Annotated in this window: 18 protein-coding genes and 2 pseudogenes; 9 read left to right on the top strand and 11 right to left on the bottom strand. The window is 62.1% G+C overall.

Annotated elements, in window-relative coordinates:
- From C9413_RS11570 to C9413_RS11560, 3 genes and pseudogenes are all read right to left on the bottom strand, one after another.
- Nucleotides 1-392 (bottom strand): annotated as a pseudogene (locus tag C9413_RS11570) (diacylglycerol kinase); the annotation flags it as partial.
- 101 nt (nt 393-493) lie between these two features.
- Entirely contained in the window at nt 494-940 is a 447-nt protein-coding gene (locus tag C9413_RS11565) for a cytochrome c (RefSeq protein WP_039844301.1), read from the bottom strand.
- 314 nt (nt 941-1254) lie between these two features.
- A complete protein-coding gene (locus C9413_RS11560) occupies nt 1255-1893 on the bottom strand; it encodes a LysE family translocator (RefSeq protein WP_039844300.1) in 639 nt (212 codons plus the stop codon).
- A 127-nt stretch (nt 1894-2020) separates the two neighbouring features.
- On the opposite strand from C9413_RS11560, the gene C9413_RS11555 reads away from it, so the two are divergent.
- On the top strand, nt 2021-2722 hold the full coding sequence (locus C9413_RS11555; RefSeq protein WP_039844299.1) for a YafY family protein: 702 nt from the start codon (nt 2021-2023) through the stop codon (nt 2720-2722).
- A gap of 35 nt (nt 2723-2757) precedes the next feature.
- On the opposite strand, the gene C9413_RS11550 is transcribed toward C9413_RS11555, so the two are convergent.
- From C9413_RS11550 to C9413_RS11540, 3 genes are all read right to left on the bottom strand, one after another.
- Nucleotides 2758-3249 carry a DUF1772 domain-containing protein gene (locus tag C9413_RS11550; RefSeq protein ID WP_039844298.1) on the bottom strand — a complete coding sequence of 164 codons (492 nt, stop codon included), beginning with the start codon at nt 3247-3249 and terminating at the stop codon, nt 2758-2760.
- A gap of 79 nt (nt 3250-3328) precedes the next feature.
- Nucleotides 3329-4174, bottom strand: coding sequence for a metallophosphoesterase (locus tag C9413_RS11545; protein ID WP_039844297.1), 846 nt, complete (start codon nt 4172-4174; stop codon nt 3329-3331).
- A 118-nt stretch (nt 4175-4292) separates the two neighbouring features.
- Nucleotides 4293-4895, bottom strand: a complete 603-nt coding sequence (locus tag C9413_RS11540) for a superoxide dismutase (RefSeq protein ID WP_039844296.1) — start codon at nt 4893-4895, stop codon at nt 4293-4295.
- Nucleotides 4896-5106: 211 nt separating this feature from the next.
- Between C9413_RS11540 and C9413_RS11535 the strand changes: the two are divergent.
- The 3 genes and pseudogenes from C9413_RS11535 (at nt 5107) to C9413_RS11525 (ending at nt 7653) form a co-directional block, all read left to right on the top strand.
- Nucleotides 5107-5435: pseudogene (locus C9413_RS11535) on the top strand (hypothetical protein).
- A 116-nt stretch (nt 5436-5551) separates the two neighbouring features.
- Entirely contained in the window at nt 5552-6853 is a 1302-nt protein-coding gene (locus C9413_RS11530; RefSeq protein ID WP_170250469.1) for a hypothetical protein, read from the top strand.
- Nucleotides 6850-7653: a periplasmic protein gene (locus tag C9413_RS11525; RefSeq protein ID WP_039844294.1), complete on the top strand. Its 804-nt coding sequence runs from the start codon at nt 6850-6852 to the stop codon at nt 7651-7653. The genes C9413_RS11530 and C9413_RS11525 overlap by 4 nt, the downstream gene beginning before the upstream one ends.
- A gap of 61 nt (nt 7654-7714) precedes the next feature.
- On the opposite strand, the gene C9413_RS11520 is transcribed toward C9413_RS11525, so the two are convergent.
- Nucleotides 7715-8035, bottom strand: a complete 321-nt coding sequence (locus tag C9413_RS11520) for a DUF2613 domain-containing protein (RefSeq protein WP_039844293.1) — start codon at nt 8033-8035, stop codon at nt 7715-7717.
- Nucleotides 8036-8109: 74 nt separating this feature from the next.
- Nucleotides 8110-8259, bottom strand: a complete 150-nt coding sequence (locus tag C9413_RS11515) for a hypothetical protein (RefSeq protein WP_170250468.1) — start codon at nt 8257-8259, stop codon at nt 8110-8112.
- 753 nt (nt 8260-9012) lie between these two features.
- On the opposite strand from C9413_RS11515, the gene C9413_RS11510 reads away from it, so the two are divergent.
- Entirely contained in the window at nt 9013-9744 is a 732-nt protein-coding gene (locus C9413_RS11510; protein ID WP_039844291.1) for a sulfite exporter TauE/SafE family protein, read from the top strand.
- A gap of 344 nt (nt 9745-10088) precedes the next feature.
- On the opposite strand, the gene C9413_RS11505 is transcribed toward C9413_RS11510, so the two are convergent.
- A complete protein-coding gene (locus tag C9413_RS11505) occupies nt 10089-10430 on the bottom strand; it encodes a nuclear transport factor 2 family protein (protein WP_039844290.1) in 342 nt (113 codons plus the stop codon).
- Between the two features lie 167 nt (nt 10431-10597).
- On the opposite strand from C9413_RS11505, the gene C9413_RS11500 reads away from it, so the two are divergent.
- Nucleotides 10598-11827: an MFS transporter gene (locus C9413_RS11500; protein WP_170250467.1), complete on the top strand. Its 1230-nt coding sequence runs from the start codon at nt 10598-10600 to the stop codon at nt 11825-11827.
- A 152-nt stretch (nt 11828-11979) separates the two neighbouring features.
- Here C9413_RS11500 and C9413_RS11495 read toward each other — a convergent pair whose 3' ends face one another.
- Nucleotides 11980-14073: a catalase gene (locus tag C9413_RS11495; RefSeq protein ID WP_039844288.1), complete on the bottom strand. Its 2094-nt coding sequence runs from the start codon at nt 14071-14073 to the stop codon at nt 11980-11982.
- 448 nt (nt 14074-14521) lie between these two features.
- Here C9413_RS11495 and C9413_RS11490 point away from each other — a divergent pair, with 448 nt between their 5' ends.
- Nucleotides 14522-15805, top strand: a complete 1284-nt coding sequence (locus C9413_RS11490; RefSeq protein WP_052451489.1) for an adenylate/guanylate cyclase domain-containing protein — start codon at nt 14522-14524, stop codon at nt 15803-15805.
- Between the two features lie 23 nt (nt 15806-15828).
- A complete protein-coding gene (locus tag C9413_RS11485; protein ID WP_170250466.1) occupies nt 15829-16407 on the top strand; it encodes a hypothetical protein in 579 nt (192 codons plus the stop codon).
- A gap of 37 nt (nt 16408-16444) precedes the next feature.
- Here C9413_RS11485 and C9413_RS11480 read toward each other — a convergent pair whose 3' ends face one another.
- Nucleotides 16445-17338, bottom strand: a complete 894-nt coding sequence (locus C9413_RS11480) for a branched-chain amino acid aminotransferase (RefSeq protein ID WP_039844286.1) — start codon at nt 17336-17338, stop codon at nt 16445-16447.
- Nucleotides 17339-17590: 252 nt separating this feature from the next.
- Between C9413_RS11480 and C9413_RS11475 the strand changes: the two genes are divergently transcribed.
- Nucleotides 17591-18504 (top strand): zinc-dependent alcohol dehydrogenase family protein (locus tag C9413_RS11475; protein ID WP_170250465.1); only part of this gene is annotated, 914 nt, incomplete at its 3' end.

Below are 18504 nucleotides of genomic sequence, written 5' to 3'. Positions count from 1 at the left end.
GAGCCATAGGGGAAGGACGGATAAAGGTGCTGGCCGCCGGGGGTGATCCCGCGCTTCATGGCATTGCCGAATTCGGCGAGCGTCCAGGAACCGATGCCCGCCTTCTCGTCCGGCGAGATATTCGGAACATGGAAAGTGCCGAAGGGGCTCTTCAGCGCAAGACCGCCGGATAGCGTGAGTTTGGCATCGCCTTCGGAACCGGGAGCGGCATGACAGCCGACGCAGCCGCCCGCCCAGAACACCGTTTCGCCGTTCTTCACATCCGGCGTGCCGAGATTGGCCCAATGGCTTTCCGGCAGCGGGTTCGGCGCGGTGACAACATAAAAGGCCGCACCGCCGAGGGCGACAATGCCGACAAGACAAAGCACAAACCGGATGAACCTGCGGACCATGCCGAACCCTTTTTAGCGATTGCAACGGTCTAAGATAAACCGGTCCACACCTACGGCAAGGCAGGTGCGGACCGATGGATTCGGATGGGGACGGCTAGCGTTTAATCCGTCTTTATGCGGTAATTCTCATGACAGCCGCCGCAATTGGCACCGAGCGTCTTCAACGCACCGCCGACACCGGCAGCGTCGGCCGGAAGCTGCGCGAGGATCTTCTCGGCGTCGCTACTCAGCTTTGCGGCGCGCGCCTTGAAGTCATCCATGTTTTCCCAGATCTTCGGGCTCGCCGCTTTGTCGCCGGTCTCCGTGCCCGGCTTGAACTGGTCGGGGAAGACCTTGGCGGTTTCAGAGATCGTCGTCAGCGCTGCCTTCACCACCTCTGCATCATAGGGCTTTTCGCCCTTGGCGATTGCCGTCATGGCGCCAGCCGAGCCGCCGACCTTCTTCATCAGCGCTTCGCGCGCTTCATGCGTGCCCTGCTGCTGCGCGAAGACCGCCGTCACCCCCATGCCGGCAACGAGCACAGCCGCCGCAATTGTTCTGAAATTCATATGTCCGCTCCTCTCGATACCGAGGTCTCTCCGAACCCGGCGCCTGATATTCGCGGCCGCATGATGGCAAATTTATACGAGGCGCGAAGTAACAAGTGGGTGATACGAAAAGGACTTCAAAATGGTAATTCACCCGCAATCCTCATCCCTGTGCCTGTCGCAGGGTTCCAGCAGCACCATGTCGATGGCGCCGGAGACTCGTTTTAAGAAGGAGAGGTCATTCACGGCGCGTCCGCGCCGTGAATGGTTTTCCGTAACAGGCACAGGAATAAGATGGGCTCGGTCAAGTCTCGCTACCTATCTGCTCGTCGCACTCATGCGACCGCCTTCCAGCCATGCCAGGCAGTCAGCAGCGAGACGGCGATCAGCAGTGCTCCGGCGGCGCGGCCGACGATGATGGTAGCGCCGGGATTGGAGATCAAAAGCGTTCGACTTCGCGAGGCGGTGAGCGCCACTGCGCCGTAGATCGCGAATTGCGTCGCAAGCGTCATGGCGCCCATGATCAGGCCCTGCAACCAGATCGGCCCGTAGACGGGTTTGAGGAACTGCGGATAGACGGCGAGCATGAAGAGGTAGGCCTTCGGATTGATGAGGCAGGTGATCGCGCCCTGCCGGAAGGCGCGCCAGCCGGAGCGCAGGCTCCCCTCGCCGACCGTATCCACGGTGATCGAGCTGCGGATCAGCGTGAAGCCGATCCAGATCATGTAGGCAGCGCCGAAGAAAAGCAGCGGGTTGAAGAGCCAGGGAATGAGGCTCGCGAGGATGCCAACGCCAATTGCGCCGTAGAGCGAATGCACCGCGCCGCCCGCCATGATGCCTGCCGTTGCCGCCATACCACGGCTTCTGCCGCCGGAAAGGGAATTGGCGAGCACGAAGAGCATGTCCATGCCCGGCACGATGATGATGCCGAATAGAAGGGTGAAGTAGAGCCAGAGGTTTTCCGTGTAGGTCATGTCAGTTGTCTGCCTTCGAGCCGGCGGCCATTTTGGCGGAGCGCCTTGGATTTCAATTCGATAGGCAGTGCTATACCAAAGCCCAACTGACAGTGTATTGTCAGGAGCCTTGGAGGAAACCGGCAAAATGCGCAAGGCATCACGCCTTTTTGAGATCATCCAGATCCTGCGGTTGGCAAAGAAACCGGTGACGGCGCAGGCGATGGCGGACGCGTTGGAGGTGACGGTGCGCTCCATCTATCGCGATATCGCCGCACTGCAGGCGATGCACGTGCCGATCGAGGGCGGGCGCGGCATCGGCTATATCATGCGCCCCGGTTTCGACCTGCCGCCGCTGATGTTTTCTATCGAGGAATTGGAGGCGATCGTGTTGTCGCTGGCGCTTTTGGAGCGCACCGGCGACGCGGAGCTGAAGCAGGCGGCAAAGCGGGTGAACCAGAAGATCGCAGGCGCGGTGCCGGTACCGCTGCGACAGGCGATGGAGAACAAGGCGCTCTTTGCCTGGGGCACGGTCGCCCAGCCGCCTGCCGGCTTTGATCTCGGCATGGTGCGCCGGGCGATCCGCGACGAGCAGAAGCTGGCGCTTAACTACCGCGACGAACTGGGACGCGCCACCGAGCGCACCATCCGCCCGATCGCGCTAATCTACTATTCACACTACGCCAATATCGTCGGCTGGTGCGAACTGCGCCAGGCCATCCGCAATTTCCGCAGCGACCGCGTCGAGCATTGCGAAGCGGCCGGCGCCTTCTTCCGGGGGGAAGGCGACAGGTTGCGCGAAGAATGGATGAACGGCTGGGCGGAAAGACCGCTTACCGTCTCGTCCTAACGCTGAGACATCGCAGGGGCCCGCCCGGCGATGTCTCAGACGGCGACGGCGATGACGAGCAGGATCAGGCTGACCAGGCCGAAGACGGCGCGCACAAGGTGGGAGCGCTCCCAGCGGTCGCGCAGGACGGTCCACTCCGGCGCTTCGGCGTCCCCATGAGACCTGAAGCTGAAAAAGCGTTTCCCGGCTCCTTCCGGCTGATTTTCCTTAAGCCAGAAATTGTTTACCGGATGCGTCACCATCCAATAGATCGCATGCATGGTGAGCAGCGCCACGAAAGCGCCGGCGGTCAGCCAGTAGGTGCCGCTGAAGGGCGGCGTCAGCACGACCAGCGCCAGGATCATGATCAGGCCGAGCGGCTCGGCGACGCCGCCGAAGGTAAAGCCGGGATAATAGATGGGCTGCACGGCAAGGTACTGCTCCTTCGACAGCCGCATCTTGCCCGGCAGCTCGAGCGCGTGGGCAAGGGCCAGTGCCATTGCGACGGCGACGATGAGAACAGTCAGTATTTCAAGAGCCTGGAACATCGTGTGGCCTCCTGAAGGGTCTCATGCCTAACTTTTCAGGAGAGGCATCGGTTCCATCCGGCGGATAACGATGGCGGCTCTAAAGCGCCAGCGTGCGGCTTTCCTCGCGGCCGAAACCGCGGATTTCGAGGCGGCCTTCGAAGACCTCGACGATGGCGAAGGTATTTTCCGTTTCGGTGTCGACCATGCCCTTGAAATTGACGAAGTGGCAGCCGCCGGTCTTGCCGTAGTTGCCGACGTGGTTGTGGCCGCAGAAATAGGCAACGGCGTTGTCATGGCCGGAGATGAGATCGATGATGCGTTCCCGGTCCCACATGTCGTGCTCGTTCGGCGGATAGACGGGATAGTGGTTCATCACGATCACACGCTCGCGGGCGGCTCCTGCCGCATCCAGTTGGGCCGCAAGCCATGCGAACTGCTCGTCGCTCAGTGATGCATTCCAGCGATGGGCGTTGATCGCGCCCGTTGCCGCCAGCGCCGCCAGACGCTCGGCTGCGAGTTCGCGGTATGGATGCCCTTCCGGCGGCGCGGACGTGCTGACTTCGTTGCCGTTCAAAACGACGAAACGCCAGCCACGGCACGAGAAGGCGTAATAGGGCGACGGCAGACCGACGCGCGCGGAAACAGAGGCAAGATGCTGCGCCGGAACCGCGAAATCGTGATTGCCGAGCAGGAAGAGGTTCTCGTGGCGGAGCTTTTCGTAGACCGGCAGGATATCGTCGAAGCTCTCCCAAATCCCGTCGATGACATCGCCGAGCGTCATCACGAAGCTCAGCTCCTCGCCGTTGAAAACCTCGATCGCTTCGGCGAGCTTCGCGAGGCTGTTGGTATAATAGCGGTCCATCGCGGCATTCGGCGCGATCGCTGCATATTGCGGGTCGGCAATGATGCCGAAGCGGAAAAGGAGAGTGTCCGAGAAAGGCATGGCGGTTGCTTTAGGAGCGTCGGATGAGAAGGCCGTGACAGGGCCGTGATAGGGAGCGGAAACGAAAGCACCCGGCGTTTCAAGGCGCCGGGTGCTGGATTTCAACGCGAAGGACCGCTTACTTCGTGGCGGCTTCGTAGCGCTCCAGGACGTAGTCCCAGTTGATCAGGCTGTCGATGAAGGCTTCCAGGTACTTCGGGCGGGCATTGCGGTAGTCGATGTAGTAGGAATGCTCCCAGACATCGACGCCGAGGATCGGGGAAGCGCCGTGCACGAGCGGGTTTTCACCGTTCGGCGTCTTGGAGATTTCGAGCTTGCCGTTCTTGACCGATACCCAGGCCCAGCCCGAGCCGAACTGCGTGGCGCCGGCATTGGCGAAATCGGCCTTGAACTTGTCATAGCCGCCCAGGTCGGAGTTGAACGCCGCTTCCAGCTTGCCCGGCAGCTTGTTGCCGCCGCCGCCCTTCTTCATCCACTTCCAGAAATGGACGTGGTTGTAGTGCTGGGCCGCGTTGTTGAAGAGGCCGGCATTGGTGCCGAAGGACGTCTTCACGACCTCTTCGAGCGAGAGATCGGCCAGGCCTGCTTCAGCCGCCAGCTTGTTGCCGTTGTCGACGTAAGCCTTGTGGTGCTTGTCGTGGTGGAACTCCAGCGTCTCCTTCGACATGAAAGGTGCGAGAGCTTCGTAGTCGTACGGGAGTGCGGGCAATTCGAAAGCCATTGTAGATCTCCTCTTGGCAAAAGATTGCGGGATCGGCAGGTGAGGCGGAACATAGGAGCGGAAACGTAGGGAGGCAACGGTGGAAACATCAAAAATCGGCCGCCTGCGAGGAAAATTTGCCTCGCCTACAGCCCTGGCTTCGGTGGCAAAAATCGCCCATCATCGGCATATAGCCGCGCTTGCGGCAGACACCGCGCCCAAGGAAACCACGATGCAGAGGAATAATATCCGCCTTTCCGCAACGATCCTCTTTTTGATGACGGCAGCTCGTGCACTCGCCTCCTCCGACGAGGCATGGAAGGAATTTGCCGCGGATGTGGAGGCCAAGTGCAGGAAGCGGCGGCCGCATCCATCGCGGATGCAAGGGCGGTCGTCGATCCCATCGGCAGCGCGCATTATGGGCTGGCGCTGGTCACCGGCAGACCGAAAGGCGCCAACGGCTTCGTCACCCATATCTGTGTCTACGACAAGCAATCGAAAGGCGCGGAAATCGGCAGCGAACTGGACACGCAGACGCTCAACCTGCTGCCGGAAGAGTAAGGTGCGGGCCGGCCGGGGCATACCTCCTGCGGCGTAGCCGATCCGCTGCTTTTGCGGGCCTTGTTTTCGCCGGGATTTTAATGGTTTCTTAAGAGGATACCACCGGGAGGAAACCCATGGCGCTCGGCGCATCCCATCGCCTGCAGGACGGCATCGACGCCGTCGAAACAATGACGCGTTTCGCGCTCGCCGTTCTGGCGCTCGCGTCGGGCGTCTACACCTATCTCGGCGTGCGCAGCATCCTCGACGGCGCGGCAACGGCCGTGTTCTTCGCCGCCCTCATCTATTCCAGCGCGGTCTCGGTGGCGATCTATGCCTTCTGGACCTATATGGCGCGCTTCTATCCGCATGTGACGGGTGCGGCAGGACGCGGCGCGATGCTCGGCGTCATGGCGCTCGGTTGCGCGATGATCATCGCCATGTCGAGCTGGTTGAATGCGGCTGCCCTTGCAGGATCGGCCGCACTCGAACAGCATCTTGCCGAGACGCTGGAGGATTACACCGCCGACCTCGACAAGGCGCATCAGAACGCGCTTGCGGCCCAGAGCCTGCTGCCGGACATCCAGCGCACGCAGGAGCGCTTCGAGCGGCTGGCCGACCAGGAGCGGGAAACCGGCGCGCTGACGGGCACGACGGGCGCAGGCAGCGTCGTGCAGCTTCTTTCGCAGATGGCCTCGCAGCTGACGGAGCTCGAAAACGGCATCAATGCCTCGCGCGACCGGGTCACCTCGCTCTTCGACGAGGGCCGCAAGCATCTGGAAACGATGCGTACGCTGGTTTCGGCCCCCGGCGCGATCGATCCGCGCGCCGACCAATTCGCCGCCGAAGTCGTCGGGCTTTCCGGCGTCATTACCTCGCTGGAGCAGACCTCCATCGCCCCTTCGGTGAAGCGTGCGGCCGAAGACCTTTCGCTCGGTTTCATCGCCCCCGTCGCTGACGGCCGCGAGGCCGATCTCGCCAACCGGCAGGATCAGGTCATGGAGACGATCCGATCCTCGGTTGCGGCACAATCCAAGGTGCTGTCGCAGGCGGCCGACCAGATCCTTTCGCGCGAACCGGTCGCCGAGCGGCGGTTCGTGCCCCTCTCCTCTGCCGAAGCCGTATTGCGCTATGCTTCCGACTTCATCCCGAGCTGGGCCGGCGCAATCTCGATCGATATCCTGCCGGCGGTGCTGATCTTCATGCTGTCGATTGTCCACTCGACGCTGCGGCGCCAGGACCAGCGCCTGCCATTTGCCGAGCGGATCACCGCGGCGGAGCTTCTGCAGGCACTGGAGGTGCAGCGGGCCGTCCAGCAGCGTGGCCTCGATCTCGAAGCCGCGCTCACTGAGGCAGAGAAAACGGAAACGCCGGACCAATCGAACATTGCGAGCTTCGATCTCTCTGGCAAGGGACCGAGGAAGGGACCGCCTGTATGAGGCTGGAAACGGCAGGGCAGCGGCTGAAGGATTATGTGCTTTCCACAGAGGACGGCACGCTGGTACGGCACGCCTTCCACGCGCTGTTGGCCGCTTCGATCGTGCTTGCGGTCATCGACTGGCGCGAGATCAGCGCCGCCAACGCCAAGCTGCCGGGCTTCGATCCGGCACAGCCGGAGACCATGCCGGTGCTGCCGCCGGCGCTGACGGAGGGTGGACCGCAGGCGCCACCTTCCGAGATCACGACCAGCATCGAGCTGCTCAAGCAGCCGATCCGTTTCGAGCTACAGCCGGGCGGTGTACTTCTGGCGCAGGGGGCAATCGAGCTCGGCGCTGCCGCCCGCTTCGAACAAGAGATTGCGGCGCGCGGCGAATATGTGAAGACCGTTTCTTTGGATTCGCCGGGCGGCGCCGTCGGCGATGCGCTGGCGATGTCGAAGCTCATTCGCGAACGGAAGATCGGCACCAGGGTGGCAAGCGGCGCGCTCTGCGCTTCCTCCTGCCCGATCATCATGGCCGGCGGCGTGACCCGCGAGGCCGAGGATGGCGCCGTCATCGGCGTACATCAGGTCTTCAACGGCTCGAAGGAGAAGCTTTCGCCGGAGCGCGCAATGTCGGAGGCGCAGCGCACAACGGCCGGCGTCACCCGCCATCTCGGCGACATGGGCATCAAGCCCGGCCTCTGGCTGCATGCGATGGAGACGCCACCCGACCGGCTCTACTATCTGACGCAGGAGGAAATCGCGAAATTCGCGCTGGCGACGACGCCGGAGAAGGTGGCAACCCGGAAAGCAAAATAAAGCCGGGGCGACATTTCGTCCCGGCTTCGTCAATCTCAGCGTTTACCGATCGCTGCGCCGCTCAAAAGCTGCTGCGCTCGTAGCGGTCATAACGGTCGTAGCGGCCCCAGTCGCGGTCGCGTCGATGGCGCGGACGCTCCCAGCCCCAGCCCCAACGTGGCGACGGGCGATGCCAGTAGCGCGGCGGCGGCGGACGGTGGAAGCGCGGGCGGCATTCGCCCCAGCGGTTCAGGCGCCATCCGGGCCCGCAGGCATAATCGACTTTCGTGATCGCAGACGGGGCGGCGGTATCGGCACGCGCCGGCGCCATCGGCATCGCTTCGGCGGAAACTGCCGAAAGGCCTCCGATAACGAGCGCTGCTGCCAGCGAGATAATCTTCATTGCGAGTCTCCATAAATCCAGCCGAAGCGAGATTTAGCCGTGCGGTCCTGAACCGATAATGAACTGGCCGTTCATCAACGCTCAGGCGCTGAAAGAACACGCGAGGTCTTCGCCGGATGGATTTCCGGCCATTTCGAATTGTTCGGCGCCGGCTGACTGCCGATCGCCGATATCGATACGACGATCGCGGTTACGGCCGAGAAAAGCCCGAGTGCATGGGTCATAGCTTCCGATCCTCAATGGTTGGTTCCCAGCCACCGGGGCGCAAACTGATGCCGGAGGATGAACGAAAGCCTAAGCGGTATGGTTAAGCGCAAAATATTGTAGCAAAATGCCACAACGTTGAATCCATGCGCCAAGGCAACTCATCTCGCGGCGTGAAAGAGAGCCTCTTCCTTCTCGTTTCTGCAGCTATTGCAGCTTTGGTCTGGTGAAATCCTCGGGCATGAACCCGCAATCAACGCGACGGGGATCAATCACGTCGTCAGTTAGCTGCAGCCAATGCTGCCTGCCCTCGTCCCAAGTGCTTTTTCGACTGCGGCAGAAACCTCAAGCGATGCCGCGGCAGCGTCGGCGCATCCTGCCGGCCGGCGAGCTTCCTTTTGGCTTCGAGAATGAAGCAGTTGCGCTTGTAAAGATCGATGCTCTTACGGAAGACCGAGCCCTCTTGGCCGTTTCGCGCATGACCCTTTCGAAGACGTAGACGTTGCTTCGGTGGCCGTGGAGGCGGGATCGCCGTGCAGGCCCAGGACCGCAAAGATCCGTCAGGAAGAGCGGTCTTTACGGGCCGCCTTTTTGGCCCTGCCAGCGTTTGATGAACGCTTCGACCGCTTCAGCCACATACGATTCTTCCATTGCTCCAAAGGCGTTATCGCGCGAAACTTGGCGCCTGAAGCAAGCGATTGCCGGACATTGCGAAAGGAACTTTTCTCGCCTTTTGCGTGTTCCCTTGCGAAGCCGCCAGTTCGGGGAGTTCAATGACGCTTGATTTCTTCTTTTTCGTGCTGGTCGGTTTCTGCGCGCAAATCGTCGATGGCGCGCTCGGCATGGCGTTCGGGGTGCTTTCGACGACGAGCCTGCTGGCGCTTGGCGTGCCGGTCGCAAATGCCAGTGCGATGACACATGTGGCGGAGATTTTCACGACTGCAGCATCAGGCGCATCGCATGTCTATCACCGCAATGTCGACTGGAAACTCGTGGCGCGTCTGGCGCCGGCAGGGATGATCGGCGGGGCGGTCGGAGCCTATATCCTCGCCAATGTCGAAGGCAAGGCGATCGAGCCCTTCGTTTCGGCCTATCTGATCGCCATCGGCCTCGTCATCCTCTTCAAGGCATTCCAGCCGCACTGGCCGCGCGACGTCAAGGACTGGATCGTGCCGCCGGCCGGACTATGCGGCGGCGTGCTCGATGCGATCGGCGGCGGTGGTTGGGGGCCTATCGTCACCAGCACGCTGGTCAGTCGCGGGCACGATCCGAAGAAGGTAATCGGCTCTACCAGCCTTACGGAATTCGCGGTGACGCTCACCATCTCGCTTACCTTCGTTCTGACGCTCGGCTGGTCGGAACTGCGTTCGGCTGTCGGCCTCATCGTTGGCGGCGTGATCGCCGCGCCGCTCGGCGCGATGCTCGTCAAGCGCCTGCCGGTAAGGCCCTTGATGATCGCCGTCTCGCTCGTCATCATCTCGACGTCGGCGATCCGGTTTTTCTAGGGACGAATGGCGCATGATCAACGACACGATGGTCGGCACCTCCGATTTGGCGCAGGCCCTGAGATCTATGGGTCGCTGTTGCGGAAATAAGCCTCGATCAATGCTAGAAAACTACCGAACTTTGCGCTCGGTTGGCGCCTGGCTCGGGCTGACAACGCGACGCTACCATTGAGGCGGTGTTGATTGTCACGGCTATATCTTGCGAGCGCGGATACAACCCGCTCCCGGCACAGGAGAGCTCTGAAGACACACTGCTGCTGAGGGCCGATCAACGCCGCGTTGCCTGTTCTGCAACACGGGCGAGGCTGCCGACTGCCCAGCCCACCTTGACCAAGGCAATGCGGTCAGACAACCTCACGCCCGAAATAGACCTCCACCGACACAAGCTTGCCGTCCTTGAAGCGCAGCGCCTCCATGTTACGGAAGGCGGTGCCGTCAGCTTTTTCGGCGCGGTAGCGCACGACGGCCTCATCGCCGTCGATCGCCAGGAATTCGATCTCGATGCCCCGAACGAACGGCGGTTCCGGCCAGCAGCGGTCGAAATAGGCGTTGCGGTCGATATGATCGTCACGCGGGCTCGAGAAGGTGAAATCCTCGCTCAGCGTGCCGTCGACGATACCCTTACGACCTTCGACATAGGCTTTGTAAAGGCCCCGGACGGTGTCTTCGCGGGTCGCTGCGGTCACTGCCGCTCTCCTTTTGACATCCGGTTTCATATTGCAATCAGTTTATAGCAACAAGTAGGGCAAAACGCAAACTGCCGGACGGTTCAAGCCCGATCCGTCCTTGGCACCGGAGCCGGCGGGGCGTAAGTTTCCGCTTCTTCCAAACCGGTACCCATAGAGATTTCGACATGACAGAGACGCAGATGGACGCGGCAGATGCGGCGGCCGGGTCCGCCTACTGGAAACGAAACCTCGCGATTTCGCTGACCGGGTCCTTCACCACCATCGTGGCAATGACGCTGCTGCTCCCCTTCCTGCCGCTCTATGTCGCGGAACTCGGCGTCAGCGAGCATGCCGCAACCGTGCAGTGGTCGGGCATCGCCTATGGCGCGACCTTCTTTGCCGCCGCGCTCGTCGCGCCGCTCTGGGGCCGGCTCGGCGATATCTACGGGCGAAAGCTGATGCTGGTGCGCGCCAGCCTCGGCATGACGATCGCAATCTCGCTGATGGGCATGGCGGAGAACGTCTGGCAGCTGGTGGCGCTCCGGCTTTTCGTAGGACTTGCAGGCGGCTACGCCTCGGGCTCCATGGTGCTGGTCGCGACGCAGACGCCGAAAGACCGCTCGGCCTGGGCACTCGGCGTGCTGTCGTCGGGCATCATGGCGGGCAATCTCGTCGGACCGCTGATCGGCGGGGCGCTGCCGCCCATCATCGGCATCCGCGGCACGTTCCTGGCGGCAGGCGGCGTCATCTTCCTCGCCTTCCTGGCGACCACCTTCCTGCTCAAGGAGGAGAAGTCCCCCGCCCGCAGACAAGCGGCGAAGGCAAGCGGCGGCTGGCCAGCGATACCGGACAAGGGCCCGGTGGTCGCGATGCTGGCGACCGGCCTACTTCTGATGCTCGCCAACATGTCGATCGAACCGATCATAACCGTCTACGTGGCGCAACTGGTCGAAGATCAGGGACGCGTAACGATGACCGCCGGCATCGTCATGTCGGCGACAGCACTCGGCAGCATCCTTTCGGCGTCGCGCCTCGGCAAGCTCGCCGACAGGATCGGGCATTGGCCGGTGATTGCGGGTGCGCTTGCTGTTGCGGCGCTGCTCCTGATCCCGCAGGCCTTCGTCACCAATTCGTGGCAGCTGATCGCGCTGCGCTTCCTGATGGGAATTGCGCTCGGCGGGCTGTTGCCCTGCACCACCGCCGTCTTCCGCCACAGCGTGCCGGACAGTGCCGCAGGCAGCATACTCGGCTACTCCATCTCGACGCAATACGTCGGTCAGGTCGCTGGCCCCGTGCTCGGCGGCTTCGTGGGCGGGCATATCGGCATGCGAGCGGTCTTTCTCGGCACCTGCGTGCTGCTGTTGGCGGGTGCTGCCTATGCGTGGATGGTGCGGCCGAGGGAGAAAACGAGCTAGCTCCATTGGCTGCTTGTGCGTCGCCTACCGCAAAGCGCGAGGGAGCGCCGCTCATCCGCCCTTCGGGCACCTTCTCCCCTGGGAAGAAGGTGATTTGACGTGGCCTCCCGGCACTTGTCCACGGGCAGGAAGCGCTCCGCGGCGCGACACATCTATGCTAGCATGCGCACATTCGGCTCGCGGTACCAGTAGCGTTTGGCGGCGGCCTCGAAGAAAGCGCCGTCCAATGCGACGACACCTTCGTCGGGTTCGACGCCGGCCTTGTGAAGCAGGGGCAAGGCTTCCGGCGTGTGGCCGATCGCCTTCAGATGCACGAAGGCATTCATCACCCATTGCACGGCGGCACCTTCCTTCAGCAGTATCCCGGTGCCCTCCCCGGACAGGAGAACCGCGACTGCATCGAATATCTGCGACGGGGAACCGGCGAGTTGGCCATCCGCCTTGATCGTGCTGCCGTCCGAAAGCCTCGCCTTCCCGACCTTCGGCGCAACGACGAAAGCCGTGGCATTCGCATCCTCGATCGAGTTCACCAGGGATTGCAGGGCGTGAGCGTCACTGCCGTCGGCGATCAGGATGCCGATCTTGCGGCCCTCGATCGTCTGCTTCATGTTTTTCTGGATCGAGAGTGCCGGCGACGGGGGCATGTCGATCGGCTCGCGGGCGGCCGGGTTCTTCTGCGGGAGATCGATGCCGAGGCCTTCGGCGACCCGTTTGGCAAGCTCCGGATCGACGTTCAGCAGGTTGCCGACCATGCGTGGTGGCACCTGCTTCAGGCCGACCTTGGAAAGCTCGAAGACGAAGGACGAGGCGATATGGGCCTGTTCCGAGTGCGTCTGCGACTTCCAGAACAGCCGCGCCTGGCTGTAGTGGTCGGCAAAGAGCTCGGCGCGGATGCGCAGCTTGTCGCCCTGCTCCTCTTTTCCGGACGCGGCGCTGAATGTCGGGAAGCCGGTGACGGGACATTCGCGCGGCCCGCCTCCCTCGCCATGCACGCCAAGGCTGTTCGGCTCGTAATTGGCTCGACCCGTCGGCACGTTCATCTGCATCTGCCCGTCACGCTGGAAGTTCATGACCGGGCATTTCGGCGCGTTGATCGGCAGCTGGTGGAAGTTAGCGGTGCCGAGGCGCGATTTCTGCGTATCGAGATAGCTAAAGAGGCGTCCCTGCAGCAGCGGGTCATTGGTGAAATCGATGCCGGGCACGATATTGGCGGGGCAATAGGCGACCTGCTCGGTTTCGGCAAAGAAATTGTCCGGGTTGCGGTCCAGCACGAGGCGGCCGACGATTTTCAGCGGCAGCACTTCTTCCGGAATGATTTTGGTGGCATCGAGCACGTCGTAAGGTTGCTTGCTGGCAAAGTCCTCGTCAAAAAGCTGCAGGCCGAGTTCCCATTCCGGGAAGTTTCCGGCTTCGATCGCCTCGTGAAGATCACGGCGATGGAAATCGTTATCGGCCGCCTGCAGCTTCAGCGCCTCGTCCCAGACGGTCGATTGGAGGCCGAGCTTAGGCTTCCAGTGAAACTTCACGAAAGTCGATTTGCCCTCAGCGTCCACGAAGCGGAACGTGTGGACGCCGAAGCCCTGCATCATCCGGAAAGAGCGCGGGATGGCGCGGTCGGACATCGCCCACATCAGCATATGGGTGCTTTCGGGCATCAGGGACGCCCAGTCCCAAAAAGTGTCGTGGGCGCTGGCGGCCTGCGGATAGGCGCGGTCAGCCTCCATCTTCACCGCATGGACGAGATCGGGAAACTTGATGGCATCCTGAATGAAGAAGACCGGGATGTTGTTGCCGACCAGATCCCAATTGCCTTCCTGCGTATAGAACTTGACCGCAAAGCCGCGCACGTCGCGCGGGGTGTCGACCGAACCGGCGCCGCCGGCGACCGTCGAGAAGCGCACGAAGACCGGCGTCTTCTCGCCCTTGCGCTGGAAGAGATCGGCCTTGGTGATGCCGGAAAGGCTTTCCGTCAGCTCGAAATAGCCGTGCGCTGCCGAACCACGGGCATGCACGATCCGCTCCGGAATGCGCTCGTGATCGAAATGGAAGATCTTCTCGCGCAGCACGAAATCCTCGAGCAGCGTCGGGCCGCGCTCACCGGAGCGCAGGCTGTTCTGATTGTCGGAAATGCGGATGCCCTGATTAGTCGTCAGATGATCGAGGCCCTCGTGGGGGCCCTTTTCCGGAATATGCTGATGCGTCTCGCCGCCATTGCCGCGGCTGGTGTCGAACGGGTTGTCGGACATGATTACGTCCCTCATCTTGGGGTGATAGACGCCAAACGAGGACAGTGAGCTAATGTTCCTGAAATGACGGTCGGGCAAGGCGAAAGGCGGTCTAGCGGCCGAACTCGGCCCATAGTTGGCGCTGGCGCACCGTCCGCCTGCGCAGGAAGCAGACACTTGGAACGAATGTGGATCGAGCTTGCCCCGCTTGCAGGAAGCGGCGAGACGCGCATGATTGCTCCCAACCTAACTTGATCGCGATCGAAGGCGCCCAGCTTCTCTGGATAGCAGCCGGCCTCATTGATTAAGTGAGATAGCGAGAGTAAGTTTTGGGTGGCAGTAGGTGTGGAATGGGCGGCGTGAGCTGCTTCGCCACGGCAGGGCCCGAGAACAAGACCGAACCGATGATCGACAAAAGCCGAGCCGCGCGCGCCCGATCTGAACGGGCGGGCCATTTTGGCTTCGCACGATGGAGGGCGCCGGCATGGACTTCCCTCTACCTGACAACGAGGCTGAGCGCTTGGCCGCGGTACGGGCTTATGATGTTTACGGCACAGACCCGGAAGCCGGATTCGACGATCTCACCGATCTCGCCGCCCTGATTGCCAGTGCCCCGATCGCGATGGTCAACATCGTCGGCGACACCAAGGTTTGGCTCAAATCCCGTCACGGAGTTCCTCCCGGTATCGAAGAAGTGCCCCGCAGCGGCGTCTGCTGCGCCTATGCGCTCTGCCGTAGCGACATGCTGGTGGTTCCCGACACCCACGCCGACGATCGCTTCAAGGCACTGCCGTTCATTGCGACTGAACCCTTCTTCCGCTTTTATGCAGGCATGCCGCTGATCGATTCAGGCGGCCATGCGCTCGGCACGCTCTGCATCTTGGACCTCACCCCGCGCGAGCTCGCCTTCGAGGCTGCCGAAGGCATCCGTCGCCTCGCGCGCCAGACCATCGCCCAGCTCGAACTGCGCCTGAGGATGGCCGAGGTGCTGCGCTCCCAGCAGGAACTGGCCGCTGAGAAGCAGCGCGCGAACAGCCTGCTCCTCAACATCCTCCCACTTAAGATAGCCGCGGAATTGACAGAGAGGGGCTCGGTCGAGCCCCGCCACCACCCTTCGACGACGATCCTTTTTACGGACTTCGTCGACTTTACCAAATCAGCCGTTGAACTCTCCCCTCGGGAGTTGGTCGATGACCTCGACATGTACTTCTCCGAGTTCGATACCATCGTCGCGCGACATGGGCTGGAGAAGCTCAAGACGATCGGTGACTCCTACATGTGCGCCGGCGGCCTGATGCAGGGCCGCAAGGACCATCCGATCCGCAGCTGCCTTGCTGCTCTCGAGATTCGACGCTTTGTCGTGGCGTCGAACCAGCGCTGGGTCGCGATCGGGCAGCGGCCCTGGCACCTCCGCGTTGGCCTGCATACCGGCAGTGTGATGTCCGGCGTCGTTGGCCGGAAGAAGTTCGCCTACGACGTCTGGGGCGACGCGGTGAATATCGCAGCTCGTATGGAGAGCACGGACGAAGCAGACCAGGTGAACATCTCCGAAAGCACCTACCAACACGTAAAATCATATTTCGACTGCACCCCGCGAGGTGCCCTTGACGTGAAAAACAAGGGTAAGATGACGATGTATTTCCTCGACCGGCTGAAACCGGAATATGCCGCGGATGCTGCGGGCGTGGAGGCGAACGAGCATCTGAGGAAAACTCTCGCCGGTACTTCGGTCACTTGGTCGCTGCACGGATAGACGGCGCTCCAGAGGAACTCACGATGAGGCGTCACATGCGAATCCTGGTTGCGTTGCTGACACTGTCACTCATCAGTGCCGGACCGGCTGACGACGGACGTTGGTATGCTGGGGATTATTCCTTCTCCGATGAGCTTGGCGGCTTCCGCATCCTGTCCGTTACAGGCTCAGGTACAAAAGCCGATCCAATCGAAATCAACGAGGAACTGAACTCGGCCAGCCCCGTCACTTTGGTGATTAGGGCCGAAAGGCCGATTCAACATCACGGGTTTCCCGAGGGCGCCTTCCACTTGCGCGTTGTCACTCTCAACGAAAGCGGACTGGCCTGGATCGAGTTCGAATTCGAACTTCAAGAGATTCTTGGCAAACCGAGCGACTTTTACGACGGTCTGTCATTTGATCAGACCAACCCCAATCCGGACCTCATTTCGTCCAACCGGTTTGCCCGTTTCGAGAACCACTTCGAGAAATTCGACCGGCTGCGCTTCACCAGTGGCCAGGTTGATCCCCTCGACCGACCGGCGTTTGGCTTTTTTATCACTGACGTCACGCCGGTTACCGAGTTCTACTTGGTGCAGGATCCGCGCGTACCTTTCTCGTGAGGCTGCAACCGGTTCGCACTCCCCTGCGCGCCGATTGCTACTCGCCGCTTTGGCTGTGGCTGCGCCCGTTGGCCCAGTCCATATAGAGATCGAGCGCCTTGCGGGTGACCGGGCCGTCTTCGAAATTGCGGCCGTCGAGGCGGTTGACGCCGACGATCTTTGAATAGTTGCCGCTGGTGAATATCTCATCGGCATTCATGAAGTCTTCGACCGAGAGCGTCACCTCGCGCACGTCGAATCCTGCCTGGTCCAGCAACCCCGTGACGCGGGCGCGGGTGATGCCGGCGAGGAAAGTGCGGTTGGCCACCGGCGTGAAGACCACGCCGTCCTTCACCATGAAGATGTTGGAGGATGCCGTTTCGGCGACATTGCCATTCAGGTCGCGCATCAGGGCATTGTCGAAGCCGCGGCTTCGCGCCTCGGCGATCGCGCGGCCGCTGTTCGGGTAGAGCCCGCCGGCCTTGGCATCCGTCGTCGCCGTTTCCGGCGACGGGCGGCGGAAGGGCGAAACGGTCAGCGACGAACCGCTATGGCCGCCCATCGGCGCTTCGAAAAGGCAGAGCGCAAAGCGGGTCGATTCCGCATCGACGGATACGACGCTGCCCGGCGAACCGTGCTCGCCCCAATACATCGGCTTGATATAGATCGGCGTCTTGCCGTCGAACTTCTTGATGCCTTCCCAGGCGAGAGCCTCGATCTCCTCGGCCGTCTTGATGGGCTTCAGCCCCATATTGACGGCTGAGCGGTTGACACGCTGGCAGTGCAGGTCGAGATCCGGCGCGATGCCATCAAACCAGCGGGCACCGTCGAAGACCATGGACGCGAGCCACATGGCATGCGAGGTCGGGCCGATCAGCGGCGGGTTGCCGACAAGCCACTCGCCCTCGACACGGGTCCAGGTGGTCGTGCGGGGCGATGTATCGACGGGCATGATCTTCTCCTTGCCAATGTCCGAGAAGCAAAATCCTTCCCTGCAGACAGGGTCAAGCGGAAATTCGGCCGCTCAAGCGGGACGCAAGAAAAATGCCGCAACCGCCCATATCGCCGCAACAATCATGCGCGTTCGCCCGCATGAAAGCGATGGGTCCATCAGCGGAAATGATCGAACGGAGTGTTGGAATCGCAGGCTCCCGCGTGGCATCATGGCGGCGGAATCTCAAACAAAAGAGCTGGAGGCCGTCCAATGAAAGCCATGTATTACGAAGCCTTCGAGCAGAGCCCAGACATTCGCACGGTGCCCGACCCGACTCCGACCGAGGATGGCGTCGTCATCGCCATCGGCGCGACCGGCCTTTGCCGCAGCGACTGGCACGGTTGGATGGGGCATGATCCGGATATCCGCCTGCCGCATGTGCCGGGACACGAGCTTGCAGGCAAGATCGTCGCCACAGGCAAGGGCGTGGTGCGCTTCAAGGCGGGCGACCGGGTGACCGTGCCGTTCGTTTCCGGCTGTGGACATTGCAGCGAATGCCACTCCGGCAATCAGCAGGTCTGCCCGAACCAGTTCCAGCCCGGCTTCACGCATTGGGGCTCGTTCGCCGAATATGTCGCGATCGACTATGCCGACACCAATCTCGTGCATCTGCCCGACAGCATCGACGATGCGACGGCGGCGAGCCTCGGTTGCCGCTTCGCCACTTCCTTCCGCGCCGTTGCCGACCAGGCACGCACCGGCCCCGGCGAGTGGATCGCCATCCATGGCGCGGGCGGCGTCGGCCTCTCGGCGATCATGATCGCCACAGCGCGCGTCGACAGTCCGATCCGGATGGATAGTTGGGAGGAGAAGCTGGCCTTGGCGCGCGAATGCGGCGGGGTGGCGACGATTAACGCGGCGGCGGTTGCCGATGTCGCGGAAGCCGTGCGCGAGATCACCAAGGGCGGCGCGCATGTGTCGATCGACGCGCTCGGCCATCCCGTGACCTGCTTCAACTCGATCAAGAACTTGCGCCGCCGCGGCCGCCATGTGCAGATCGGACTGATGCTCGGCGAATATGCCACGCCGCAAGTCCCCATGGCGCTGGTGATCGGCCATGAGCTGGAAATCTACGGCAGCCACGGCATGCAGGCATGGCGCTACAATGCCATGCTCTCCATGCT

This window comes from Rhizobium sp. SEMIA 4085 (genome assembly GCF_013004495.1).
GTDB lineage: Bacteria > Pseudomonadota > Alphaproteobacteria > Rhizobiales > Rhizobiaceae > Rhizobium > Rhizobium gallicum.
Note: the sequence above shows the minus strand (reverse complement) of the source record. Positions and strands in the feature narration are given on the sequence as shown.

Bases quoted from the DNA above. Each gene is read 5' to 3' on its own strand.
- C9413_RS11565 (WP_039844301.1), bottom strand. From the start codon at position 940: ATGAATTTCAGAACAATTGCGGCGGCTGTGCTCGTTGCCGGCATGGGG.
- C9413_RS11560 (WP_039844300.1), bottom strand. From the start codon at position 1,893: ATGACCTACACGGAAAACCTCTGGCTCTACTTCACCCTTCTATTCGGC.
- C9413_RS11555 (WP_039844299.1), top strand. From the start codon at position 2,021: ATGCGCAAGGCATCACGCCTTTTTGAGATCATCCAGATCCTGCGGTTG.
- C9413_RS11550 (WP_039844298.1), bottom strand. From the start codon at position 3,249: ATGTTCCAGGCTCTTGAAATACTGACTGTTCTCATCGTCGCCGTCGCA.
- C9413_RS11545 (WP_039844297.1), bottom strand. From the start codon at position 4,174: ATGCCTTTCTCGGACACTCTCCTTTTCCGCTTCGGCATCATTGCCGAC.
- C9413_RS11540 (WP_039844296.1), bottom strand. From the start codon at position 4,895: ATGGCTTTCGAATTGCCCGCACTCCCGTACGACTACGAAGCTCTCGCA.
- C9413_RS11530 (WP_170250469.1), top strand. From the start codon at position 5,552: ATGGCGCTCGGCGCATCCCATCGCCTGCAGGACGGCATCGACGCCGTC.
- C9413_RS11525 (WP_039844294.1), top strand. From the start codon at position 6,850: ATGAGGCTGGAAACGGCAGGGCAGCGGCTGAAGGATTATGTGCTTTCC.
- C9413_RS11520 (WP_039844293.1), bottom strand. From the start codon at position 8,035: ATGAAGATTATCTCGCTGGCAGCAGCGCTCGTTATCGGAGGCCTTTCG.
- C9413_RS11515 (WP_170250468.1), bottom strand. From the start codon at position 8,259: ATGACCCATGCACTCGGGCTTTTCTCGGCCGTAACCGCGATCGTCGTA.
- C9413_RS11510 (WP_039844291.1), top strand. From the start codon at position 9,013: ATGACGCTTGATTTCTTCTTTTTCGTGCTGGTCGGTTTCTGCGCGCAA.
- C9413_RS11500 (WP_170250467.1), top strand. From the start codon at position 10,598: ATGACAGAGACGCAGATGGACGCGGCAGATGCGGCGGCCGGGTCCGCC.
- C9413_RS11495 (WP_039844288.1), bottom strand. From the start codon at position 14,073: ATGTCCGACAACCCGTTCGACACCAGCCGCGGCAATGGCGGCGAGACG.
- C9413_RS11490 (WP_052451489.1), top strand. From the start codon at position 14,522: ATGGAGGGCGCCGGCATGGACTTCCCTCTACCTGACAACGAGGCTGAG.
- C9413_RS11485 (WP_170250466.1), top strand. From the start codon at position 15,829: ATGAGGCGTCACATGCGAATCCTGGTTGCGTTGCTGACACTGTCACTC.
- C9413_RS11480 (WP_039844286.1), bottom strand. From the start codon at position 17,338: ATGCCCGTCGATACATCGCCCCGCACGACCACCTGGACCCGTGTCGAG.